The sequence below is a fragment of the Corynebacterium sp. MSK032 genome, from assembly GCF_030232065.1.
Classification (GTDB): domain Bacteria; phylum Actinomycetota; class Actinomycetes; order Mycobacteriales; family Mycobacteriaceae; genus Corynebacterium; species Corynebacterium jeikeium_D.
This window is the reverse complement of sequence record NZ_JASPJR010000003.1, coordinates 97,336-117,843: the sequence shown is the minus strand read 5'-3', so window position 1 is coordinate 117,843 and position 20,508 is coordinate 97,336. Positions and strand designations below refer to the sequence as shown.

The following is a 20,508-nucleotide window of genomic DNA, read 5'->3' as shown; positions in this document are numbered from 1 at the left end:
TTCTATGGCGGCGTGTCGATGGAGCGTAACTGCCCCAGTGCAAGTTCAGGGTTATGGCAACCGATTGTTCTCAGCCGCCGGAAGTTGGATTGCGGCACCCTTCTTAAGGCACCGCGGGACGATTCATTACCAATTGTAGAGTGCCATCTTTTCGCTCAACGACCAACCTGGCATTTCTGTCAGCACCATCGCGACCGCGGGTCACCGGCACTTCGCCCTGGCCGTGATAGCGGTGCACGAGCGCCATCACCATGTCGATCTGTTTACTGCTGGGCTCCGCACCCGCCTGCCGCAACCAACGTGCGAGGACACGCACCGCGATGGCGTCGTCAAGCTCAGCCACCCCTCGCACAGACAGGCTCCCGCTTGCCGACGCCTCTTCCTCCCCCAGCAGCGCATGCAGAGCCGAATCGGCGTGAGCGTCCAAAAAGTCATTGTCGACTGCTGCAATCCCCGCGGTCTTAGCAAGGTTTTCCGCAACTCCCGGACCCAGCTCCTGCTCCAGCAGCGGCAAAATCGTCTTTCGAACCCGGACGCGGGCGTAATGGTCGTCCTGGTTGTGTGGGTCATGCCAGACTTTTAGGCCCAGCTCTTCACAGCAGCGCTGAGTGTCGGTGCGTCGCACACCGAGCAGCGGACGCAGAATCCGAGTCCCGTCCGACCACGTGAGATTGTCTCGGATAGCGGACAGCGCCTGCGGGCCGCCCCCTCTGGCCAGTCGCAGCAAAACTGTTTCCGCCTGGTCGTCCAACGTGTGGGCGAGCATCAGTGCCGCACCTCGAGATTGGGCGATCTGCCGTAGGACTCGGTGTCGAGCCAAACGCGCCTCGTATTCGGGACCGCGGTCGGAATCGTTATTGATATCGACCGCGATAACCTCGGCCGTAGCCCCCATCCCCCGAGCTATGTGGGCGGCGCACTCAGCGACTTCTGCAGAGCCCTGCTGAAGCTGATGATCAACGACGACGGCGTGAACGTTGCGGCCGGCCAGTGCCCCCTTGGACCCGAAAGCTTCCGCACAGGCCCCGGCGGTCAGGGCGAGCGAATCCGCACCGCCGGAAAGCCCAATGACGATACCGCCGCCCAACTCCTGCCCCACCTGCGGCACTATCGCGCGGACAGCTTGCCGAATGATGAGGAAATGAGGGCTGCGGTCCGGCCAAAAAGGCCTAGCCAACGTGGAAGGTCTAGCCAACGCGCCCACCACTTGCGATGGTCTCCATCGCCGTGAGCAGAATTCGCTCCTGAGTCGGGCGGGCAATCAGCTGCACCGGCAATCCAGAAGTCGGCTCCACAACGATGCCGGCCGGGAAACCCAGGTAATTCCACGTCGAAACGTAAGGAGTGAAGCGCAGATTGGACAACAGGTTCACAATCCAGGGCATGCGATGCCATGCGCGGATCCGCGGTGGATTCTTGGCCAAAGCTGGGGTAATCAAAATGGTGTCACCCGGCAGCTCACGCTCGATGCGGGCGCCATCGCGTGCCACTTGGCGGCCATTGATTGTGAAACGCAGCAAGCGACCAATGCCGGCGTGGACTCGGTTGCGCCACTCCAGGTGATCAGGGCGCGGCTCGTCGCGCAGCTGATCCGCCACCCCCGCAGTCCAGCGCGCGAGCATCGGCAGTGGGTTCAGCGGGTACGGCATGTTCTTTTCCGTCACCGCAAAGCCCTTGTCCGCGAATACTCTCGCCGCCTGTTGCGCCGCATCGACGTACTCCGGTGCAGCCTTTAACCCGAATACGGGCGCAGTGGTGTCCACGCTGACGGCGAAGTTTTCAGGCAGGGTCTTCGCCGGATCCTCCGCATCCACCATGCCATTTGTGAGGATCTTGGTAATCAGGCGCAAGTCCTCGTTGTTGACTGTGAGCACCCCTTGGACAGACATTCCGTACCAGTCATTGCCGCCCACGCGCCCCGGCATTGTTCCCGGGGTCGCCTTCAGGGTCGAAAGCCCGCAGCACGCTGCAGGGATACGCAGTGACCCCATGCCGTCGTTGCCCTGCGCAAACGGAACCATCCCAGCGGCGACAGCCGCTGCGGATCCGCCGGAGGACCCACCCGGAGTGTGCCCCGGCAGAATCGGATTGTCGACGGCCAGCCCCGGCAGCGTCGTCGTCCCCCACGTACAGAACTGCGGATTCACCGTAGTTCCCACTGCGATTGCACCGGCGCTAGTCAACTGCTGGACAAACGGGTTCTCTAGAGCGGTGTTTTCCTTCAGCGCGAATGGCACACCTGCGAGCGGCAACTCCGAGAGGTTCTCGCTGTGCTCGAGTTCCCGCGCAGCCTGCAGAGCCCTATCCACCCACACTTCACGGAAGGCATGAATCCCTCCATCCAGTCTGGCGATAGCGTCGAGACTGCGCTGCACGCTGTCCACCGGGCTTAGCTTTCCCTCGCGAACCAGTGCGGCAATCTCGTGAACGGTTGGCAAGTTCCTAATCGCGGAAGTGTGAGAGGCCATTGCGGATTCATCTCCTCAAATTATTTTCAGTGGTAAATGAATCTCAGTTTAGATATCTGCCAGTGCGCTCGCTGCTTTATCCGCCGCAGCTCTTGCTGGCAACAGGCTCGCTTCATTGGAAATAAATGCGAACGTCAGCACCTGCCCCGACTTCGTCACCACATACCCCGCCAGCGCCGAGGCTTTATTCAGCGTGCCTGTCTTCGCACGGACGATGCCCGCCCCGGACTGACCAGCAAAGCGCGTCGCCAGAGTGCCGGACACTGCCGCCACCGGCAGGCTGTCCAACAGTGGGCGCAACCGCAACGCAGTGCTTTCCGACGACTCCTGCGACTCCGCCAGTCCTCCCTGCTCAGCCGATTCCACCGGCCCCGCGGCGGAATTGAGCACCTCGGAGAGATGCTGCGGAGAAATACGGTTATCCGTGCTCAGGCCGCTGGAGTCCGACAGCACCGCACCATCGAGAGGAAAACCGTGCTCCGCGAGAGTGTCACGCACGGCACGTGCGGCCCCCTCAAAGGTCGGCGGCAGACCGCGAGAGATAGCCACCTCACGGGCAATGGACTCTGCGAGCACGTTGTCGCTGTAAATCATCATCTCGTGCACACGGGTAACTAGCGGAGCCGACTGCACGAGCGCAACAATGTCTGGGTCCAGAGGTAGTGACTGACCATCCTTGGCTGCATCCCTCAGGCTGCCTCCGTTTTCCGCACCAAGCGCCTTGGCCAGCGCATCAGCTGCATCCGCAGCGGGCGTGGCGCTGCGCTGCGATTCTTCATTCGTCGGATCGATACGACCGGCATCCATCATCACCGACTCCACCGGTGCGATGTAGCCGTCCTCCAACCCCTCGCGCTCCCAGGTCTCGTGGAAACTCTCGGTGAATAGAGAGTTGTCGAGATAAACCTTGCCGACCCCCTCCGGAATGACCACGGAAATCTTTTTCGCCAACTCAGCGATTGAAGCCGAGTCCTGGAAGAACCCTTCCCCGTCCTTGCTTAAGGTAGGGTCGCCCCCGCCGTGCAAAACGATGTCATTAGTCCCCGTAACCCGGGAGACGCGGGTGGAAACCCGATGATCTTCACCTAAGTCCAACAGTGCGGCAGACGCGGTGAGAATCTTCATGCTGGACGCCGGCAAGGCCACCGCGGTGTCATTGATCCCCCACAGTTTCTGGCCGGTCGAAGCATCGCTGACAATTCCATGCAGCTCACCGAAGGCTGGATCAGCCGCAGCAGCGTCCATGATGGCGCTGACTTTTTGGGCCAGAGTGCCGTCGTCAAGCGAAGACTGCGCAGCCGTCACGGGAACAGAAGCTTGACTGACGGCGGGCGGCGCATCGACCACAATCTGACGATTGTTATTGACGACAACCGCTACGCCGCTGCCCGCTGCGATAACGAGAACACCGGCGATGGCACCGCCGATTTTCAGTCCACGCGACTTCTTGGACTTGCCGGATTTTACGGAACTGGGCGATTTTTCCGTGCCCTTAGCGGCGGTTTTGGAGCTGTCAGAGTCGGTACTGCCCACGGTCACAAACACCTTCTTCCTGGAAACAAAACCTCACTTAAGGTGCACAAATAAACGGTTTTGAGCGGGTTTCGCATAAGATAGCCGTCAGAGAAGTGTACACCGATTATAAGGAGTCATCGCCGTGAGCGTTGAGGTCACTATTGAGATCCCGAAGGGTCAGCGCAACAAGTACGAAGTCGACCACGAGACCGGCAAGGTCTACCTCGACCGCTACCTGTTCACCCCAATGGCCTACCCGGCCGACTACGGCTTCATCGATGAAACCCTCGGCGAAGATGGCGACCCGTTGGACGCTCTCGTGATCCTGCCGGAGCCGGTTTTCCCGGGCGTTATTGTCAAGGCTCGTCCGCTCGGCGTTTTCAAGATGACCGACGAGGCCGGCGGCGACGACAAGCTGCTGTGCGTCCTGGATGATGTCCGCTTCGACCACTACCAGGACATCGATGATGTTTCCCAGTTCACCAAGGACGAGATTGAGCACTTCTTCGTCCACTACAAGGACCTGGAGCCGGGCAAGGAAGTTTCCGGTTCGGGCTGGGGCGACAAGGCTGAGGCTGAGCGCATCCTGACTGAGGCTATCGAGCGCCACAAGTAAGAGCCACAAGTAAGAATTGCGCTAGCCAACCTCCCTTCCTGGGGCTCGCACCTTTGACGCAGTTCCTGTGATTCAGCGCTACGGCCGTCGGAGTTTTCCTCCGGCGGCCTTTGTGCTTCCGGCGATAAGGCCAGATTGCGTATAGTGCGCACTATGGAAACCGTAAACGTATCTGAAGTACCCGAAGACGCACAGATCATTGATGTCCGCTCACAGATGGAGTGGGATGACGGCCACGCCACCGGCGCCGTTCACATCCCCATGGAAGAGATTCCGTCCCGCTACGGCGAGCTAGATTTGGATTCCGACATTTACCTGATGTGCCGCTCCGGTGGACGTGCCGCTCAGGTTTCTTCCTGGTTGGAGAAGAACGGTATCGACACCATCGTCATCACCGGCGGCATGATCGACTGGGAGCACTTCGGCCGCCCAATGGAGAAGGCCAACTAAATCAACTACAACTGCCCTGCCTACCTGCAGGGCAGTTTTTCTTTTATCTACCCACCCCAAAGCACCGACCTTCTAACAATCCGCAGGCAAACAGGGACATTATTAGTTGGCCATGTCCCATTATTGATGGTTCCCCAGATTGTCTAGTATGGGAAGTATGTCTGATTCATCCGTACTTTCCTCGGCGGACTCAGCCGACACCAGCGGTGGTGTGGCAGCCGCCGTAGACGCGAAGGTGCCTGCTGTCGACGCACAGAGCAGCACCAAGGCGAAGAAGGCTCGCAAGGGAGCGAAAGCGAAAAACAAGGCCAGCGCTAAGTCCAAGTGCAAGCCCGGCTCCGCAAGCGAACTCGCCGTCACACCGGCCGCCCTGCGCAAATCCGCGTCCTGGTGCCTGGCACAGCTCGATGCGGCTGTCCGCGCCAGTGTCAACGCGGCTCTGGGCCGCACTCAGATTGAGTCGATTTCCATCCGCGGGTATTGGGTTCTGGAGGCTATCGCCGATGGCGGCGACATGGCTCAAACCGAGCTGAGCGCGCTGCTCGGCATGGACCGCTCTGACATGGTTCGCCTGATTGACTCTCTGGAGTCGGCAAATCTAGTCGAACGCACCCGAGACTCCAAGGATCGACGCCGCCAGCTCATCGCGCTGACAGAAACGGGCAACACCACCCGCGCATCTCTGCGACGCTCACTCCGCAGAGCCGAACGCGCCGCCGTCGCCGAATGCGCACCCGAGGTACGCGCGCTGCTTGCATCGCTTGCCGACGACTCCGCTGCAAGCCCCGAAACCGATGCCGGCGCGAAGAACCCCGAGACCGCTACCCCAGAGGTCACGGCCACTGAGACAGACACCAAGAACATGGCGGAGAATAAGACGCAGGCGACGTCGTCAAGCGATGCCCAGCGTCCTAAACGGAAGAAGTCGAAGAAGAAGAAAAAGCGCAAGAAGAATAAGAAGGGATCTTCTAAGTGACAACCACTGAAGCGAAGTTCCTACGTGCTACGGAACAGCCGCTTGAGCGCACACTCATTGACATTGTCCGGGCGACCGCGCGAAGGTTCCCTGAGGCTGAGGCCATCGATGACGGCGAGGTTGTCGTCACGTATGCGGAATTAATCAACGAGATTGATTCCACAGCTACGTGGCTCTACGAACAGGGCATCCGTCGCGGCGACCGCATTGGTGTGCGGATGCCGTCGGGAAGCCGCGAGCTCTACCTGGCAATTTTGTCCATCATGGCTGCCGGTGCCGCCTACGTTCCGGTGGATGCGGACGACCCCGACGAGCGTGCCGAAATGGTCTTCGGCGAGGCCGGTATCGCTGGTTACTTCGATGCTGAAGGCCTACATTTGGCTGGCTCTACGGCGCGTAATCGCCCCCGCCCGCTGGACTTCGACGCCGACTCCGACGAGGAAGCGACGGAACCGACGCCGCCGAACGCACGCGAGATCATCTCGCAGGAGCCCACTCCTGACGATGACTGCTGGATTATTTTCACCTCTGGCTCCACCGGCAAGCCCAAGGGCGTGGCGGTCACCCACCGCAGCGCCGCCGCTTTTGTCGATGCGGAGGCCCGCTGGTTCTTGGCCAACCACCCGGAAGGGCCGCTCGGCCCGGACGACCGCGTTCTCGCCGGACTGTCCGTCGCCTTCGACGCCTCCTGTGAGGAAATGTGGCTGGCCTGGCGAAATGGCGCCTGCCTGGTGCCGGCCCCACGTTCGCTGGTGCGCTCCGGTGTAGACCTGGGCCCATGGCTGATTTCCCGCCACATCACGGCCGTTTCCACGGTCCCAACACTGGCCGGCCTGTGGCCCGCTGAAGCACTCGACAGCGTGCGCCTACTCATCGTCGGTGGCGAAGCCTGCCCGCAAGAGCTGGTCGAGCGCCTGTCCACCCCTGAGCGCGAGATGTGGAACACCTACGGCCCCACCGAGGCCACCGTCGTGGCCTCCGGCATCGAGCTGAAGCCTGGCAAGCCCGTGACCATTGGTTTTCCTCTGGACGGCTGGGACCTCACCGTTATCGACGAGGAGGGCAACCCCGTCCCACCGGGCACGAAGGGTGAGCTAGTCATCGGCGGTGTGGGACTCGCGCGCTACTTGGATCCGGAGAAGGACGCCGAGAAGTACGCGCCGCTGCCAGCCCTGGGCTGGGAGCGCGCGTACCGCACCGGCGACCACGTCATCATGGATGAGGGCGGACTGTACTTCACCGGCCGCGTCGACGATCAGGTGAAAATCGGCGGGCGCCGTATTGAGCTCGGCGAGGTCGAGGCGCACCTGGCTGCCCTCCCCGGCGCTACTCAGGCGACTGTCGTGGTGCAGAAGACCGGTGCTGGCGACTCCATCCTGGTCGGCTACGTCGGCGCCGGTGGCGACGCCGCAGCCATGGACTACGACAAGTGCATGGACACCCTCCGCGATGCCATGCCAGCCGCGATGGTGCCACGCCTGCACATCATGGATGAGCTGCCGGTTCGCACCTCCGGCAAGGTCGACAAGGCGGCGTTGCCGTGGCCACTGCCTGCACGTGCGGGTGAGGGCGACGTCGACAAGCTGAGCCCTGTGGAGAAATGGCTGTCCGATATCTGGGCCGACGTGCTGTCCGTACCTGCGCCCGGCGCAGCCTCGGACTTCTTCGCCCTGGGCGGCACGTCGCTGGCGGCGGCGAGCGTCATCGCGCGCATTCGTCAGCGCGCCCCACAGGTCGCCGTGCGCGATCTCTACGACCACCCACGCCTGGGAAACCTCGCCGAGGAATTGGTCGCTCGCGGTTTCATCAGCGACGACATGCTTGCCGACGCGCCAGACCCCACCGCCCACCTGGAAAAGGTGCCCGAGCCGACGCCTGTCTCCCGCAAGACCCGTTGGGCGCAGGTCGGCCTCATGGTGCCTCTGCAGTGGGCACGTGGCATGCGCTGGGTAACGTGGCTTGCGATTATCAACTGGGTTATCGGCGGGCCGCTGGCACTACCAGGCTGGTTGGTGGCTGTACTGGCCGTGTTGTTCCTGACCCCGCTGGGGGTTATGCCCATCAACGCGGCGACGACACGCCTGCTCACGCGCAACATCGCCCCGGGTGATTACCCGCGTGGCGGCTCGGTGCATCTGCGCCTATGGGCGGCTGAACGCCTGGCAGAGAGCTCCGGCGCCCACTCAGTGGCGGGCGCTCCGTTCGTGCTGTGGTATGCCCGCATGCTGGGTGCCCGCATTGGTAAGGGCGTGAATCTGCACGCGCTGCCGCCGGTGACGGGTCTGGTCAAACTGGATGATTACTGCTCGATCGAGCCGGAGGTAGACCTGTCCGGATACTGGGTCGATGGTGATGTCGTCCACGTCGGCGAGGTCACTATTGGCAAGCACGCCCGCATCGGTGCCCGTTCCACGCTGCTGCCCGGCGCGCGTATCGGCAATGACGCTCACATCGAGGCGGGTTCCACCGTCACCGGTGAAAAGAAGGTCAAGGCTGGTGCGCGCTGGTCGGGTTCCCCGGCTCGCAAGGTCGGCCGGTCCAAGCACCGCTTCCCGGAGGAAGTCCCGCCGGCGCGTCGCCACTGGGTGGCTATCTACGGTCTTACTGCTGTGTTACTGACGCTGGTGCCGCTGTCCGCTGCGGTCGCGATGGCTGCTGTCATCGGTTGGGGCACGGGGCTTATCGACGGCACCACCGAGCTAACCACCTCGAATCTCTGGCCAACGCTGGGTAGCGCCGTGCTGTGGGCTATTCCCGCCACCTTCGTCGGTGTTGCGGTGTATGCCCTGCTGACGCTGATTCTCGTGCGCCTGTTCAGCATCGGCCTGAAGCCGGGAGTGTTCCCGGTGCGTTCGCGCGTGGGTTGGCAGTCGTGGGCGACAATTCGCCTGATGGACGCTGCCCGTCACGACCTATTTTTCATCTACGCCTCCATGTTGACGCCGCTGTGGCTGCGTGCACTGGGCGCCCAAATTGGTCACGACAGCGAAGTCTCCACCGCGATCGGTATTCCGAAGTTCTTGCACGTCAAGGACGAGTCCTTCTTGGCTGACGACACCATGGTCGGCAGCTACGAGCTCGGCGGCGGTTGGCTGCTGGTGGGTGACTCCCGCATCGGCAAGCGCGCCTTCCTGGGCAACTCCGGCATCACGCTTCCAGAACGCAAGCTGGCGAAGAACTCGCTGGTGGCCGTGCTGTCCTCTACCCCGAAGAAGACCAAGTCCGGCTCCAACTGGTGGGGTTCGCCGCCAGAGCGCATGCGCCGCGTGGGCACCGTCTCCAGCGATGAGTCGGCGCAGACCTACCGTCCGACTACGGGATTGAAGGTCGCCCGCGGCATCGTCGAGACACTGCGCGTCCTGGCACCGATGGTCTCTCTCATGTTGGCTACGGTCACGCTGTTTATCTTGCAGGCCCTTGGCATGTTCACCGCGGAGTTGGTCACTGCAGGTGGCGTTGGCGCTGCCCTGCTCGGCCTGCTGGTCGCGTGGCTGCTCTCCCCTGCCGTGCTACTGATTGTTGGTGTGCTGGGGCTGCTCATCACGGTCGTGGCCAAGTGGGTGTGCGTCGGCAAGCACAAGCCCGGTGATCACCCACTGTGGAGCAAGTTCGTCTGGCTCAATGAGCTGCAGGATGCATTCGTCGAAATGGTTGCCGCACCGTGGTACCTGAACCCGGCGATGGCCACCGGCGGTATCGCACGCGCGATGCGTCTGCTCGGCGCGAACGTTGGCCACGGGGTGTGGCTGGAGACGTACTGGCTGCCCGAGACCGACCTTGTCAAAATCGAGCGGGGCGCTTCTGTCGGCCGTGGTTGTGTCGTTCAGACGCACCTGTTCACCGACCGCGTGATGACGCTCGACACCGTCCACATCGGACACGGCTCCGTCCTAGGACCGCACTCAGTCGCACTGCCGGCATCTGTGCTTGACGACGGCTGCCGCGTCGAACCCGGTTCTCTCGTCATGCGCGGTGACCATGTTCCTGCGCACACCTCCTGGCGAGGTAACCCAATTGAGCCAGTGGTGGCCAAGAAGTAGCCCGGATTGAGTGGGGGGCTTAGGTAGGAGCCTGGTAGGCACGACGGGCTGCAAATGTGAAACTGTGAGAGTTTATGACACTTTCAAGCCATTTTTCGGACAATTTTTGCTATAAACGCGGTCAGTAACTCCATTGGCCCGCTGCCAGCCATAACCGAGGTCACTAACTCGCATTGGGGCTAAGTAGGGCTAAGTAGCAAAAGGTGCCCACCCGGCGACACGCCGAGCGGACACACTTTTTGCTACTTAACCCACTATTTATTTTGCGGCTATGCAGTTCGCGACTTACTCTGCTAGCTGCAACCGAGCCTGCTGAGCTGCGGCTACCAATACTTTCAGTGAAGCCGTAACCTCTTCCCAACCTCGGGTCTTTAGACCACAGTCCGGATTAATCCACAGCAGGTTGGGGTCAACGCTTTCAAGCGCATCTTCCACGAGCTGGTTGACTTCTCCGTCCGTCGGCACGCGAGGCGAGTGGATGTCCCAGACACCTGGACCAATCCCGCGAACGTATCCCTCATCTTTCAGCGCTGCGAGCACCTGCATACCGTTGCGAGCTGCTTCGATGGACGTGACATCGGCGTTGAGATCATCGACGGTGTCGATAAGCTCATTGAAGTCCGAGTAGCACATATGCGTGTGAATCTGAATGTCGTCAGCCACACCAGAGGTAGCCAGACGGAAGGAACCTACGGCCCACTTCAGGTAGGCGGGCTGGTCCGCTTCATTCAGGGGCAGCAACTCGCGAATGGCTGGCTCATCGACCTGCACGATTTGCGCTCCAGCGGCCACGAGATCTGCAATCTCATCGCGCAAAACCAGCGCAACGTTATCCGCAGTGTCACCGATGGGCTGGTCATCACGGACAAACGACCATGCCAACATGGTCACCGGCCCGGTGAGCATTCCCTTGACGGGAAGGTCAGTCATGTTTGCCGCTGCCTTGTACCACTGCACCGTCATTGGCTCTGGCCTGGTGATATCACCGTAGAGAATCGGCGGCCGCACGCAGCGGGAACCATAGCTTTGGACCCAGCCATTGGCGGTCGCGAGGTAGCCGTCCAGCTGCTCCGAGAAGTACTGCACCATGTCATTGCGCTCAGGTTCGCCGTGAACCAGCACATCGAGTCCCAATTCTTCCTGCTGCTCAATGGAGCATCGAATTTCAGCGAGCATTGCTGATTCGTAGTCGACTGGGGTGAGCTCTCCCGCGCGCAACTGCGCACGTGCACGACGAATGCTATTGGTCTGCGGGAAGGAACCGATTGTGGTGGTCGGCAGCGGAGGCAGGTTAAGGGCCTCAGCCTGAGCCGCCTGGCGAGCTGCAAACGGGGAACGAGTCCGGTCGCTGGCCTCGATTGCCGCCAAAGCTTCACGAACTTCAGGCTTAACAATCCGCTTCGACTCTGCCCTCGATGCCAGTGCGGCCCGGGACTCACTCAACGCCTTCAAATCCGCGGCATCGAGTTGGTGGTCATTCAACCTGGCATCAAGCGCTCTCGCCAAGAGGGTCACCTCGGCGATTTTCTCATCCCCGAAGGCCAGCCACTGCAGCACCTCGGCATCCTCTTCGCTCGGGTCTTCCGCTGTCAGGGAATACGGCACGTGTAGCAGCGAACAGCTAGTCGACACCGCGATGGGGCCTCGGGCTGCCAGCTTCTCCAGCGTCGCCAGAGCTGCATCCAAGTCGGTGCGCCACACATTACGACCATCGACAATGCCCGCAACCAGCAGTTCCTTGCCAGTCCAATGCGGCAACTCGGAGCTACCTGCTACCAGGTCGCAACCAATGGCCTGCACGCCTGTGCCAGAAAGGGTTTCCAGCGCCTGATCACCATCACCAAAGTAGGTCTGCACCCACAACTTGGTATTCGCAGACTCCGCCACGTCGGCCAACTTCTCGTAGACCTGGCGAGTCCTAGCAAGAGTCACTTCATCGAGGTCAGTGACCAATACTGGCTCATCGAGCTGAATCCACTCAAAGCCCTTATCCCCCAGTTGAGCGATGATTTCCGCGTACGCATCGGTCAACTTTTCCAGCAGGCCGAGTGGGTTCGAACCATCGTCGGTACGCGACAGGCTCAAGTAGGTCACAGGACCAATCAAATGAGGGCGCAGCATCGTTGTGGCGCCATTGTTCAAGCTGCAGGAATCATCCAACCAGTCAGTGAGGTCAGAGGTAAATTCAGTATCGGCTGACAGCTCCGGAACAATGTAGTGGTAATTGGTGTCGAACCACTTGGTCATTGCGGATGCCGGTTGCGTCTTCGTACCGCGAGCGGCGGCGAAGTAGTGGTTGATCCATTCCGGTAGGTTGGAACCGTCCGTTTTCGGGACATTCTGGAAGCGGGCTGGAAGCACTCCGAGCAGCGCCGATGTATCCAGCATAGAGTCGTAGAACGAGCGCCCAATTGTCGGAACCGAGTCGATTCCTGCCTTCAGCGCTGCGCCAATGTAGCTATTGACAGTGTTGCGCGCCGTCGCGGCCAGCAGGCCGCCGGTCGCCGGGTCGCGCCAGTAGTTTTCCAGAGCTCTTTTGAGCTCACGATTACGCCCTATCCGCGGAATGCCCGCGAGGGTTGCGTGAATTGCCATGATCTCGTGATTTCCTCGTCAGTCGTGATCAGCATCGGGTATGAAATTGCACAACCGGCAGGCATTCGGACTTGTCATCACTGAAAAGATTGGTTATCAACGCGTCGGATAAACCAAAGCTCTGGCAGTGATGCTTACCGTTGCGGGACAGTTCCGGACTTGCACCGGGATTCCCCTGCATAACTCGAAGGCCTTATGCGCGCTAGGCTCAAAACACACCTTGCGCGGAAAACGTGCGATATGCAGCACTTTCCTTAATGAACACCTTCGAGGCGGCTGTGGATGTGAAGTATATCGCAATATACAAATATCTCATTCACTTAGCCCCCTCCCCGAGCCTTTGCTTTGATGCTCTCCTGCTGGGACCAAAGTGATTAAGCTCGTAGTCATAAAAGCTATTTATTCTACCTCTTTTCAAGGAGTGACCTCGAGTGACACAGGCTTCCGGACCTTCCCTGAGGGGCGCCAAGATTCCGTTCGATGGCCCGGTCCAGTCAGGCGTTGAACAGCCCGGCCAAGCACATCTCCGCCTCGTCGCATTCGATTTGAAGGACGGCATCGACGCAGCAGATTTGAAGGAACTGTTCTCCTCGCTTACCGACGTTGCCCGCCGCCTCACCCAAGGCCAGGACATCGAGGGGTATCTGGAACCGGAAATGGTTGCAGCCACTGCAAACCTGACTATCACAGCCGGTTTCGGTGAGCGCATCTTCGACGTCCTCGGCAAACCAGGGCGCAAGCCGGCTGGTCTGCACGATATCCCGTCATTCCAGCATGACATGCTCCGCCCTGAGTGGGGTCAGTCTGACTTCGCTCTGCAGTTGTGTGGTGATGACCTCGTCACCGTTTCGGCCGCGTCCCGTCTACTGGAAAAGAAGGCGGCTCCGTGGGCTCGCGTGAAGTGGTTCCAGAAGGGCTTTTCCTACGCCTGGGGTTCGCAGCCTCACGGCGCTACCCCACGCAACCCGCTGGGCCAGCTCGACGGCACCGTCAACCCGTCCACTCCGGAGGAATGGTCCGAACAGGTGTGGATTGACTCCAAGGACAAGGCGATTAACAACTCGTGCGTGATGGTTGTTCGCCGTATTGCGCTCGACTTGAACAATTGGGATGAGCTCAGCACCGACGATCGTTCCATCGTTATCGGTCGTGACTTCCACACCGGTGCTCCTCTTTCCGGCGGCAATGACGAGTTCGATGAAGAGGACATGGACGCCGTCGATGACCAGGGCGAGTACCTCATCCACCGCCAGTCTCACTTGGCGCTTTCCCGTGAGCAGGATGGTCAGCCTGACGACGCCCTGCGTCGCCGCGCCTATGCCTACGAAGACCAGCCCGGTGAGCCGGCCTTCCCGTTCGAAGGACCGAACGTTGGCCTGGTCTGGGTTGCATTCCAGAAGAACCCGGACAACCAATTCAGTGCAATCCAGGCCCGTTTGGATCGCGGCGATTTGCTCAATGAGTGGAACCGTCACATCGGCTCCGCTGTGTATTGGATCGCCCCTGGCACTACCCCTGATTCTTACTGGGGACAGGAGTTGATTGAGGGGTAGAGGCTGCAAGCTGGCGGCGAAAAACTGACTTGGCGGGCTAAGGCCTGACGGACTAAAATCTGACGGGCTGCAAATGTGAAACTGACCTAGTTTATGACACTTTCGGGCCAATTTTCTGGCCGTTTTTGACATAAACTCAGTCACTAACTTGCACTGGCCCGCCGTCGTCAGCCGTAAGGGCATCGCCCCGCCGCCGCCAGCCATAAGAAAACGCCCGCCGAGTGCCTGAGCACTCCTGCGGGCGTTTCTTCTAGACAAGAACTTTGTCAGTCACGGACCACCGAACTAGTCACCAATCTGGTCACGGCCACGCTTAACAATCTTCGGGTCCGGAGTACCAACCAGCTCGTGGTCCTTCTCCGTGTACTCGAACTTGCTAAGCACATAACGCATTGCGTTGATGCGGGCACGCTTCTTGTCGTTGGACTTAATGGTAATCCACGGGGACTCATCGGTATCCGTGTAGCGGAACTGCTCTTCCTTTGCGCGGGTATAGTCACCCCAACGGTCCAGCGATGCGAGGTCCATCGGAGAGAGCTTCCACTGACGCACCGGGTCAACCTGGCGAATAGCGAAGCGAGTGCGCTGCTCCTTCTGAGTCACCGAGAACCACAGCTTGGTCAGCGAAATACCGGAGCCCAGAATCATGTTCTCCAGCATCGGGACCTCACGCAGGAACTCTGCGTGCTGCGACTCAGTACAGAAACCCATCACGCGCTCAACGCCCGAACGGTTGTACCAAGAACGGTCGAAGAAGACGATCTCGCCAGCGCACGGAAAGTGCTCAATGTAGCGCTGGAAGTACCACGAGGTGGACTCACGCGGCGACGGCTTTTCCAGAGCCACAGTACGAGCACCACGCGGATTCAGGTGCTCATTAAAGCGCTTAATAGTACCGCCCTTACCGGCGGCGTCACGGCCTTCGAAGAGGATGATGTGCTTCTGACCAGTTTCCTTGGTCCAGTTCTGCCACTTCAGAAGCTCAATCTGCAGCTTCCTCTTAATAGACTCATATTCCTTGCGCGTCATGCGCTCCTCGTACGGGTAGCCATCGCGCCAGGTATCAACCCGCTCACCGTCTGGAGTGACCAGTACCGGATCGTCCTCATCAGAATCATCGACGACGTAGCCTTCGGTCTTCGCCAAATCGACGATGTGGAATTCCTCTTCATTCTTGTCAGCCATACCCCTTATCCTACTGAATTTCTCTGCCACGCGTCCCCCATGCGGGTGCCCTTACCTGCAATTTCCCAGCAGTTAACGTTCCGGTTTACCGAAATTGAGGGGTGGGACTGCACGCAGCGACCGTCGATAAGCACTGCGCGTACAATAAATGCCATGTTGTTATCCGAAGCTCTTGCCGCACGATCCGAAGTTTCCGACCGGCTGGCTGAGATTAATCGCCGTCTTTCGCTAGTAGCGCAGGTGCAGGAAGGCGATACGCCTGATGAAGATCCGCAAGCGCTTATTGCCGAAGCCGAGCGTCTGATGGCGCGCTTCGAATGGCTGGTGCGCTCGATTAACGCAACGAATTCCGCTACTGCCTTCGAGGACGGAACGCTTAGCGACGCACTTGCGAAGCGCGACCACCTGCTAACACGGCGGCGGTTCTACACCTCCGCAGCCGATCAGGGCTCGGGTCGGCGGGATCGATACTCAGCCTCGGAGATTCGCTATGTCGCCACTGTGGATATCCGGTCGCTGCGCCAGAAAGCCGACAAGGCGGCGAAGGAATACCGGGACTTGGATACCCGTATTCAGCAGGCGAACTGGTCAACCGAGCTTATCGAGGCCGCGGATAAGCCGGCCGAATAGCAAGCACGGTTCGGTAGCGAAGCCAGAAGAATTTCACACTTTGATAAGTCGGTAGTTGCATCCAGATTGTCGGCGAGCGCGACGGCCTGTCTCTGGCCTTAAGGGGACACCTAAAGATCTCACCTGTACTGAGGCAGCAGGATTAATAACAGACAGTCCTCGGCATTGCGTACATGGGTACAGATCATCGGTTATTTTTCACTACCAAGCGCTGAGGCGTCTGATGCAACGAGGGTGGGTTCGGGGACTTAAAACTTTCTCAAGTTACACAGCAAAAAGCGCCGCTGAGGATTTCCCTCAGCGGCGCTTTTTAGGCTAACTCAAGCAGTCGGGACCTCTTTTAGAAGCCCATGCCGCCCATCTCGTCGCCACCCGGCATTGCCGGCATAGCCGGTTCCGGCTTGTCAGCGACAACAGCCTCGGTGGTCAGGAACAGAGCCGCAATGGAAGCGGCATTCTGCAGTGCGGAGCGGGTAACCTTCACCGGGTCGTTGATGCCAGCTTCCATCAGGTCGATGTACTCGCCGGTAGCAGCGTTCAGGCCTTCACCCTGCGGCAGGGAAGCAACCTTCTCGGTAACGACGCCGGCCTCGAAACCAGCGTTCAGAGCAATCTGGCGCAGCGGAGCTGCGAGAGCCGCACGCACGATGCGGACACCGGTTGCCTCGTCGCCGGTCAGACCCAGCTCGTCGTCAAGCACGTGCGAGACCTGCAGCAGTGCGGAACCGCCACCTGCGACGATGCCCTCTTCCACAGCAGCCTTTGCGTTACGGACGGCATCCTCAATGCGGTGCTTGCGCTCCTTGAGCTCGACCTCAGTTGCGGCGCCAGCCTTGATGACTGCAACACCGCCGGCGAGCTTAGCCAGGCGCTCCTGCAGCTTCTCCTTGTCGTAGTCGGAGTCGGAGTTCTCAATCTCAGCGCGAATCTGGTTGACGCGGCCCTCGATAGCGGACTGGTCGCCAGCACCCTCGACGATGGTGGTCTCGTCCTTGGTGACGACGACCTTGCGAGCGCGACCCAGCAGCGGCAGGTCAGCGGTCTCGAGCGACAGGCCGACCTCCTCAGAGATGACCTGGCCATCGGTCAGGATCGCCATGTCCTGCAGCATTGCCTTACGACGGTCACCGAAGCCCGGAGCCTTCACAGCGACAGACTTGAAGGTGCCGCGGATCTTGTTGACGACCAGGGTGGACAGAGCCTCGCCCTCGACGTCCTCAGCAATGATCAGCAGCGGCTTGCCGGACTGCATGACCTTCTCCAGCAGCGGCAGCAGGTCCTTGATGTTGGAAATCTTGCCGGAAACCAGGAGGATGTACGGATCCTCCAGAACGGCCTCCTGGCGCTCCATGTCAGTGGCGAAGTAACCGGAGATGTAGCCCTTGTCGAAGCGCATACCCTCGGTCAGCTCCAGGTCGAGACCAAAGGTGTTGGCCTCTTCCACGGTAATGACGCCTTCCTTGCCGACCTTGTCCATAGCGGTGGCAATCAGCTCACCGATAGCCGGGTCAGCAGCGGAGATACCAGCGGTAGCAGCAATCTGCTCCTTGGTCTCAATGTCCTTAGCGGACTCCAGGAGCTTCTCGGTAACAGCCGTGACAGCCTTCTCGATGCCGCGCTTGATGCCCATCGGGTTGGAGCCAGCAGCAACGTTGCGCAGACCCTCGGAAACCAGAGCCTGAGCCAGAACGGTAGCGGTAGTAGTACCGTCACCAGCGACGTCGTCGGTCTTCTTGGCAACTTCCTTGACCAGCTCAGCGCCGATCTTCTCGTAAGGATCCTCAAGTTCGATTTCACGTGCAATGGAGACACCGTCATTGGTGATTAGCGGTGCGCCCCACTTGCGCTCGAGGACTACGTTGCGACCCTTCGGGCCCAGCGTAACCTTGACAGCGTCTGCCAGGGTATTCAGACCCGTTTCGAGACCGCGGCGGGCCTCCTCGTCAAATGCAATCATCTTAGCCATGAGGTTTGAAGAATCCTCCGTCTATTTATGTGGCACTTACATTGGAAGTTGACCCAGGCGCCCGCGACGGCATGTGATTCGAGGGAAGCGCCGCCCTCTCCATCACCGGAGTCAACACTGTACTTTTTAACGACTTTTCAACACTTGTTTCAGCACACGCATACACAAGGTGTGAAGTTGTTTTTATTAGCACTCAATTAGAGCAAGTGCTAATTCACTTTTCTAGCACTCAACCCCATCGAGTGCAAGGTTAAGCATTGTCACTCCTGGCGTCACTCCTTATGCCACTTCCAACGCCATCATGGTTGTGCGCCTACACTGTCGCACATGAGCATTATTAATAAGGAACTCACGGAGACCCTGCGAGACCACATCTCCAGCCAACGCGAGACCATCCGCACCCAGCTGACCGAGCTGGTGGCCTTCCCCTCCGTACACGGCACCGAAGAAACCAAGCAGGCCTGCATTGACGCAGTTAAGGCGGTTACCGACATGTACGCAGAGCTGGGCATCGAACTGGAGGCGCACCACACCGTCGACGGCTCGATTGCACTGTCGGGTTTCGTCCCCGGGTCGTCGGAAAGCGCGAAGACCGTACTGCTCTACTCCCATTACGACGTTCAGCCGGCGGGCGACGAATCCGCCTGGACCGCAGATCCATGGACGCTCGACGAGCGCGACGGTCGCTGGTACGGCCGTGGCACCGCCGACTGCAAGGGCAACGTGGTCATGCACCTAGCTGCGCTGCGCGCGCTGCGTGACGACGCGCTTGCGGGCCGCGTCGACATGCCAAACATCAAGCTCATCGTGGAAGGCTCCGAGGAGCGCGGATCGGCGGGCCTGAACAACCTCATCGCCACGCAGCCGGAGCTTTTCAACGCCGACGTCATCCTCATTGCGGATGTCGGCAATGCCGAGGTTGGCCAGCCGACACTCGTGACCACCCTGCGCGGCACCGCCGATGTGGAAGTTCGCGTCGATGCGCTGGAGCAGCCGGTGCACTCGGGCATGTTCGGCGGCGCAGCTCCGGATGCACTGGCGGCGTTGATTCGTATGCTCGACAGCCTGCGCGATGAAAATGGCTTTACCTCTATTGACGGCCTGGACTGCTCGCAGCGCTGGGAGGGGCTGGACTACGCGCCAGAGACTTTCCGCGCCGACGCAGGTGTACTCGACGGCGTGGACCTAATTAGCAACGAGGACGCTTCCGTCTCTGACCTGACCTGGGCTCGCCCGTCTGTGATTGTGACCGGAATCGACTGCCCACCAGCGACCAATGCTGTCAACGCAATTTCATCGACTGCTATGGCGCACATCAACTTCCGCATCCCAAGCGGCGTCGACCCGGCCGAAGCACAGGAGGCACTGGAGAATCACCTGCGCGCGCATGCTCCGTGGGGCGTGAAGGTGACGGTCGAGCGCGACGAGCTAGCGAACCCATTCCGGGCCAATGTTGAGGGCAAGGTTGTGCAGCTGGTTGCCGACAGCCTGTCGGCCGCCTACGGCAAGGAGACGGCAAGCATGGGCGAGGGAGCCTCGATTCCGCTGTGCGCCACTTTGCTGGAGGCCGTACCAGGTGCTGACATCGCACTCTACGGTGTGGAAGAGCCACAGGCCCGCATTCACTCGGCTGATGAATCGGTCGACCCGAACGAGATTCGCGACATCGCTATTGGCGAGGCGGTTTTCCTGGCCTCTGTCAACGGAATTTAACGGGGACAGCAAAGAATCCACCAAAGATATTGATTGAATGACTTGTGTCACATCTTTTACCTGTAGTAAGGTTCCACCCATGCAGCAGAACATTCTTATTCGAGTAGCGAAGGCTACGAACCCCGGTGGAGGCCGACAGGACTGACCCCTCCACACGGGGTCTCTGGCCGCAACTTCTCAAAGCACTTGGTTGGTCCGCCACTCACAGCAAAAGCAACTAAGCAAAGGACCAGAAAAGAATGTTTCCCACTCGCACCCAGAAGAACATGTCCACTTCGACGACGTTCACGGGCAAGCGCCCTTCGTTGGAGCACCAGGACGACGGCAATGTGCGAACTTATTCCGACGATCCATTTAGGGCTCGATTCGGACATCGCCTGCCTCGAGGCTTAAGGCAAGAAGCTCGTGGCATGAACTGGCAGAAGTTCAAGGACACCTACTCCCCCACGAGCGGCCCGGTTCAGATCAAGAATTTCGAGGCAACCCGCGGCACCCTGGGGCGCTGGAATTTCAACGCTGACTTAACACTGACCGACAAGGACGACCACACCCACACCTTCACCCAGGAGATTACCGCTATGGGGCCGGTGTCGGCTTGCACTAATCTGCTGGCTGATGCAGGTTACCGCGTGGAAATCGTGGAATTCCACCAGTTCGAAATCTTCGAAGCTACCGCTACCTTTGTCTATGCAGGTCACAACAATGACCATGTGTGGACCATGGGCTTCGGCCAGACTCCGGAGGCTTCCGTGCTCTCCGCTTTGGTCTGCGCTGCTAACCGCCTGCATGGGTAGGACGCGG

14 protein-coding genes and 1 riboswitch are annotated in these 20,508 nt (G+C 59.9%); of the genes, 8 read left to right on the top strand and 6 right to left on the bottom strand.

Features of this window, described 5'->3' with window-relative positions:
* Positions 1–103 precede the first annotated feature (103 nt).
* Genes tilS through dacB form a run of 3 tightly spaced genes read right to left on the bottom strand, consistent with a single transcriptional unit; the run spans position 104 to position 4,001 of the window.
* Positions 104–1,177: a tRNA lysidine(34) synthetase TilS gene (tilS, locus tag QP995_RS02750; protein ID WP_284852883.1), complete on the bottom strand. Its 1,074-nt coding sequence runs from the start codon at positions 1,175–1,177 to the stop codon at positions 104–106.
* A gap of 10 nt (positions 1,178–1,187) precedes the next feature.
* On the bottom strand, positions 1,188–2,468 hold the full coding sequence (locus tag QP995_RS02745; protein WP_049171905.1) for an amidase family protein: 1,281 nt from the start codon (positions 2,466–2,468) through the stop codon (positions 1,188–1,190).
* A gap of 48 nt (positions 2,469–2,516) precedes the next feature.
* Entirely contained in the window at positions 2,517–4,001 is a 1,485-nt protein-coding gene (dacB, locus tag QP995_RS02740; protein WP_241486363.1) for a D-alanyl-D-alanine carboxypeptidase/D-alanyl-D-alanine endopeptidase, read from the bottom strand.
* A 124-nt stretch (positions 4,002–4,125) separates the two neighbouring features.
* Between dacB and QP995_RS02735 the strand changes: the two genes are divergently transcribed.
* The 4 genes from QP995_RS02735 to QP995_RS02720 all read left to right on the top strand — a co-directional run bounded on the left by QP995_RS02735 (position 4,126) and on the right by QP995_RS02720 (position 10,065).
* Complete coding sequence (locus QP995_RS02735; RefSeq protein ID WP_049194061.1) at positions 4,126–4,599, top strand: inorganic diphosphatase; 474 nt, start codon at positions 4,126–4,128, stop codon at positions 4,597–4,599.
* A gap of 153 nt (positions 4,600–4,752) precedes the next feature.
* On the top strand, positions 4,753–5,049 hold the full coding sequence (locus tag QP995_RS02730; protein ID WP_016421494.1) for a rhodanese-like domain-containing protein: 297 nt from the start codon (positions 4,753–4,755) through the stop codon (positions 5,047–5,049).
* Between the two features lie 157 nt (positions 5,050–5,206).
* Positions 5,207–6,025 (top strand): MarR family winged helix-turn-helix transcriptional regulator, encoded by an 819-nt coding sequence (locus QP995_RS02725; RefSeq protein WP_070546605.1) that lies wholly within the window; start codon positions 5,207–5,209, stop codon positions 6,023–6,025.
* Positions 6,022–10,065, top strand: a complete 4,044-nt coding sequence (locus tag QP995_RS02720) for a Pls/PosA family non-ribosomal peptide synthetase (protein WP_049194063.1) — start codon at positions 6,022–6,024, stop codon at positions 10,063–10,065. Before QP995_RS02725 ends, QP995_RS02720 begins: the two co-directional genes overlap by 4 nt.
* A gap of 285 nt (positions 10,066–10,350) precedes the next feature.
* On the opposite strand, the gene metE is transcribed toward QP995_RS02720, so the two are convergent.
* Positions 10,351–12,660, bottom strand: a complete 2,310-nt coding sequence (gene metE, locus QP995_RS02715) for a 5-methyltetrahydropteroyltriglutamate--homocysteine S-methyltransferase (protein WP_284852882.1) — start codon at positions 12,658–12,660, stop codon at positions 10,351–10,353.
* Positions 12,661–12,699: 39 nt separating this feature from the next.
* Positions 12,700–12,898: riboswitch (cobalamin riboswitch) on the bottom strand.
* A 193-nt stretch (positions 12,899–13,091) separates the two neighbouring features.
* Between metE and QP995_RS02710 the strand changes: the two genes are divergently transcribed.
* Positions 13,092–14,213, top strand: coding sequence for a Dyp-type peroxidase (locus QP995_RS02710; RefSeq protein ID WP_049190646.1), 1,122 nt, complete (start codon positions 13,092–13,094; stop codon positions 14,211–14,213).
* A gap of 285 nt (positions 14,214–14,498) precedes the next feature.
* Here the strand turns inward: QP995_RS02710 and ppk2 are convergent, their stop codons facing one another.
* Positions 14,499–15,398 (bottom strand): polyphosphate kinase 2, encoded by a 900-nt coding sequence (gene ppk2 / locus QP995_RS02705; protein WP_005510168.1) that lies wholly within the window; start codon positions 15,396–15,398, stop codon positions 14,499–14,501.
* A gap of 153 nt (positions 15,399–15,551) precedes the next feature.
* Between ppk2 and QP995_RS02700 the strand changes: the two genes are divergently transcribed.
* On the top strand, positions 15,552–16,028 hold the full coding sequence (locus QP995_RS02700; RefSeq protein ID WP_070437789.1) for a DIP1984 family protein: 477 nt from the start codon (positions 15,552–15,554) through the stop codon (positions 16,026–16,028).
* Between the two features lie 340 nt (positions 16,029–16,368).
* Here the strand turns inward: QP995_RS02700 and groL are convergent, their stop codons facing one another.
* Positions 16,369–17,994 (bottom strand): chaperonin GroEL, encoded by a 1,626-nt coding sequence (gene groL / locus QP995_RS02695; RefSeq protein ID WP_284852881.1) that lies wholly within the window; start codon positions 17,992–17,994, stop codon positions 16,369–16,371.
* Between the two features lie 327 nt (positions 17,995–18,321).
* Here groL and QP995_RS02690 point away from each other — a divergent pair, with 327 nt between their 5' ends.
* A complete protein-coding gene (locus QP995_RS02690) occupies positions 18,322–19,707 on the top strand; it encodes a dipeptidase (RefSeq protein ID WP_284852880.1) in 1,386 nt (461 codons plus the stop codon).
* 239 nt (positions 19,708–19,946) lie between these two features.
* Positions 19,947–20,501 (top strand): 2-isopropylmalate synthase, encoded by a 555-nt coding sequence (locus QP995_RS02685; RefSeq protein WP_048731724.1) that lies wholly within the window; start codon positions 19,947–19,949, stop codon positions 20,499–20,501.
* Positions 20,502–20,508 lie beyond the last annotated feature (7 nt).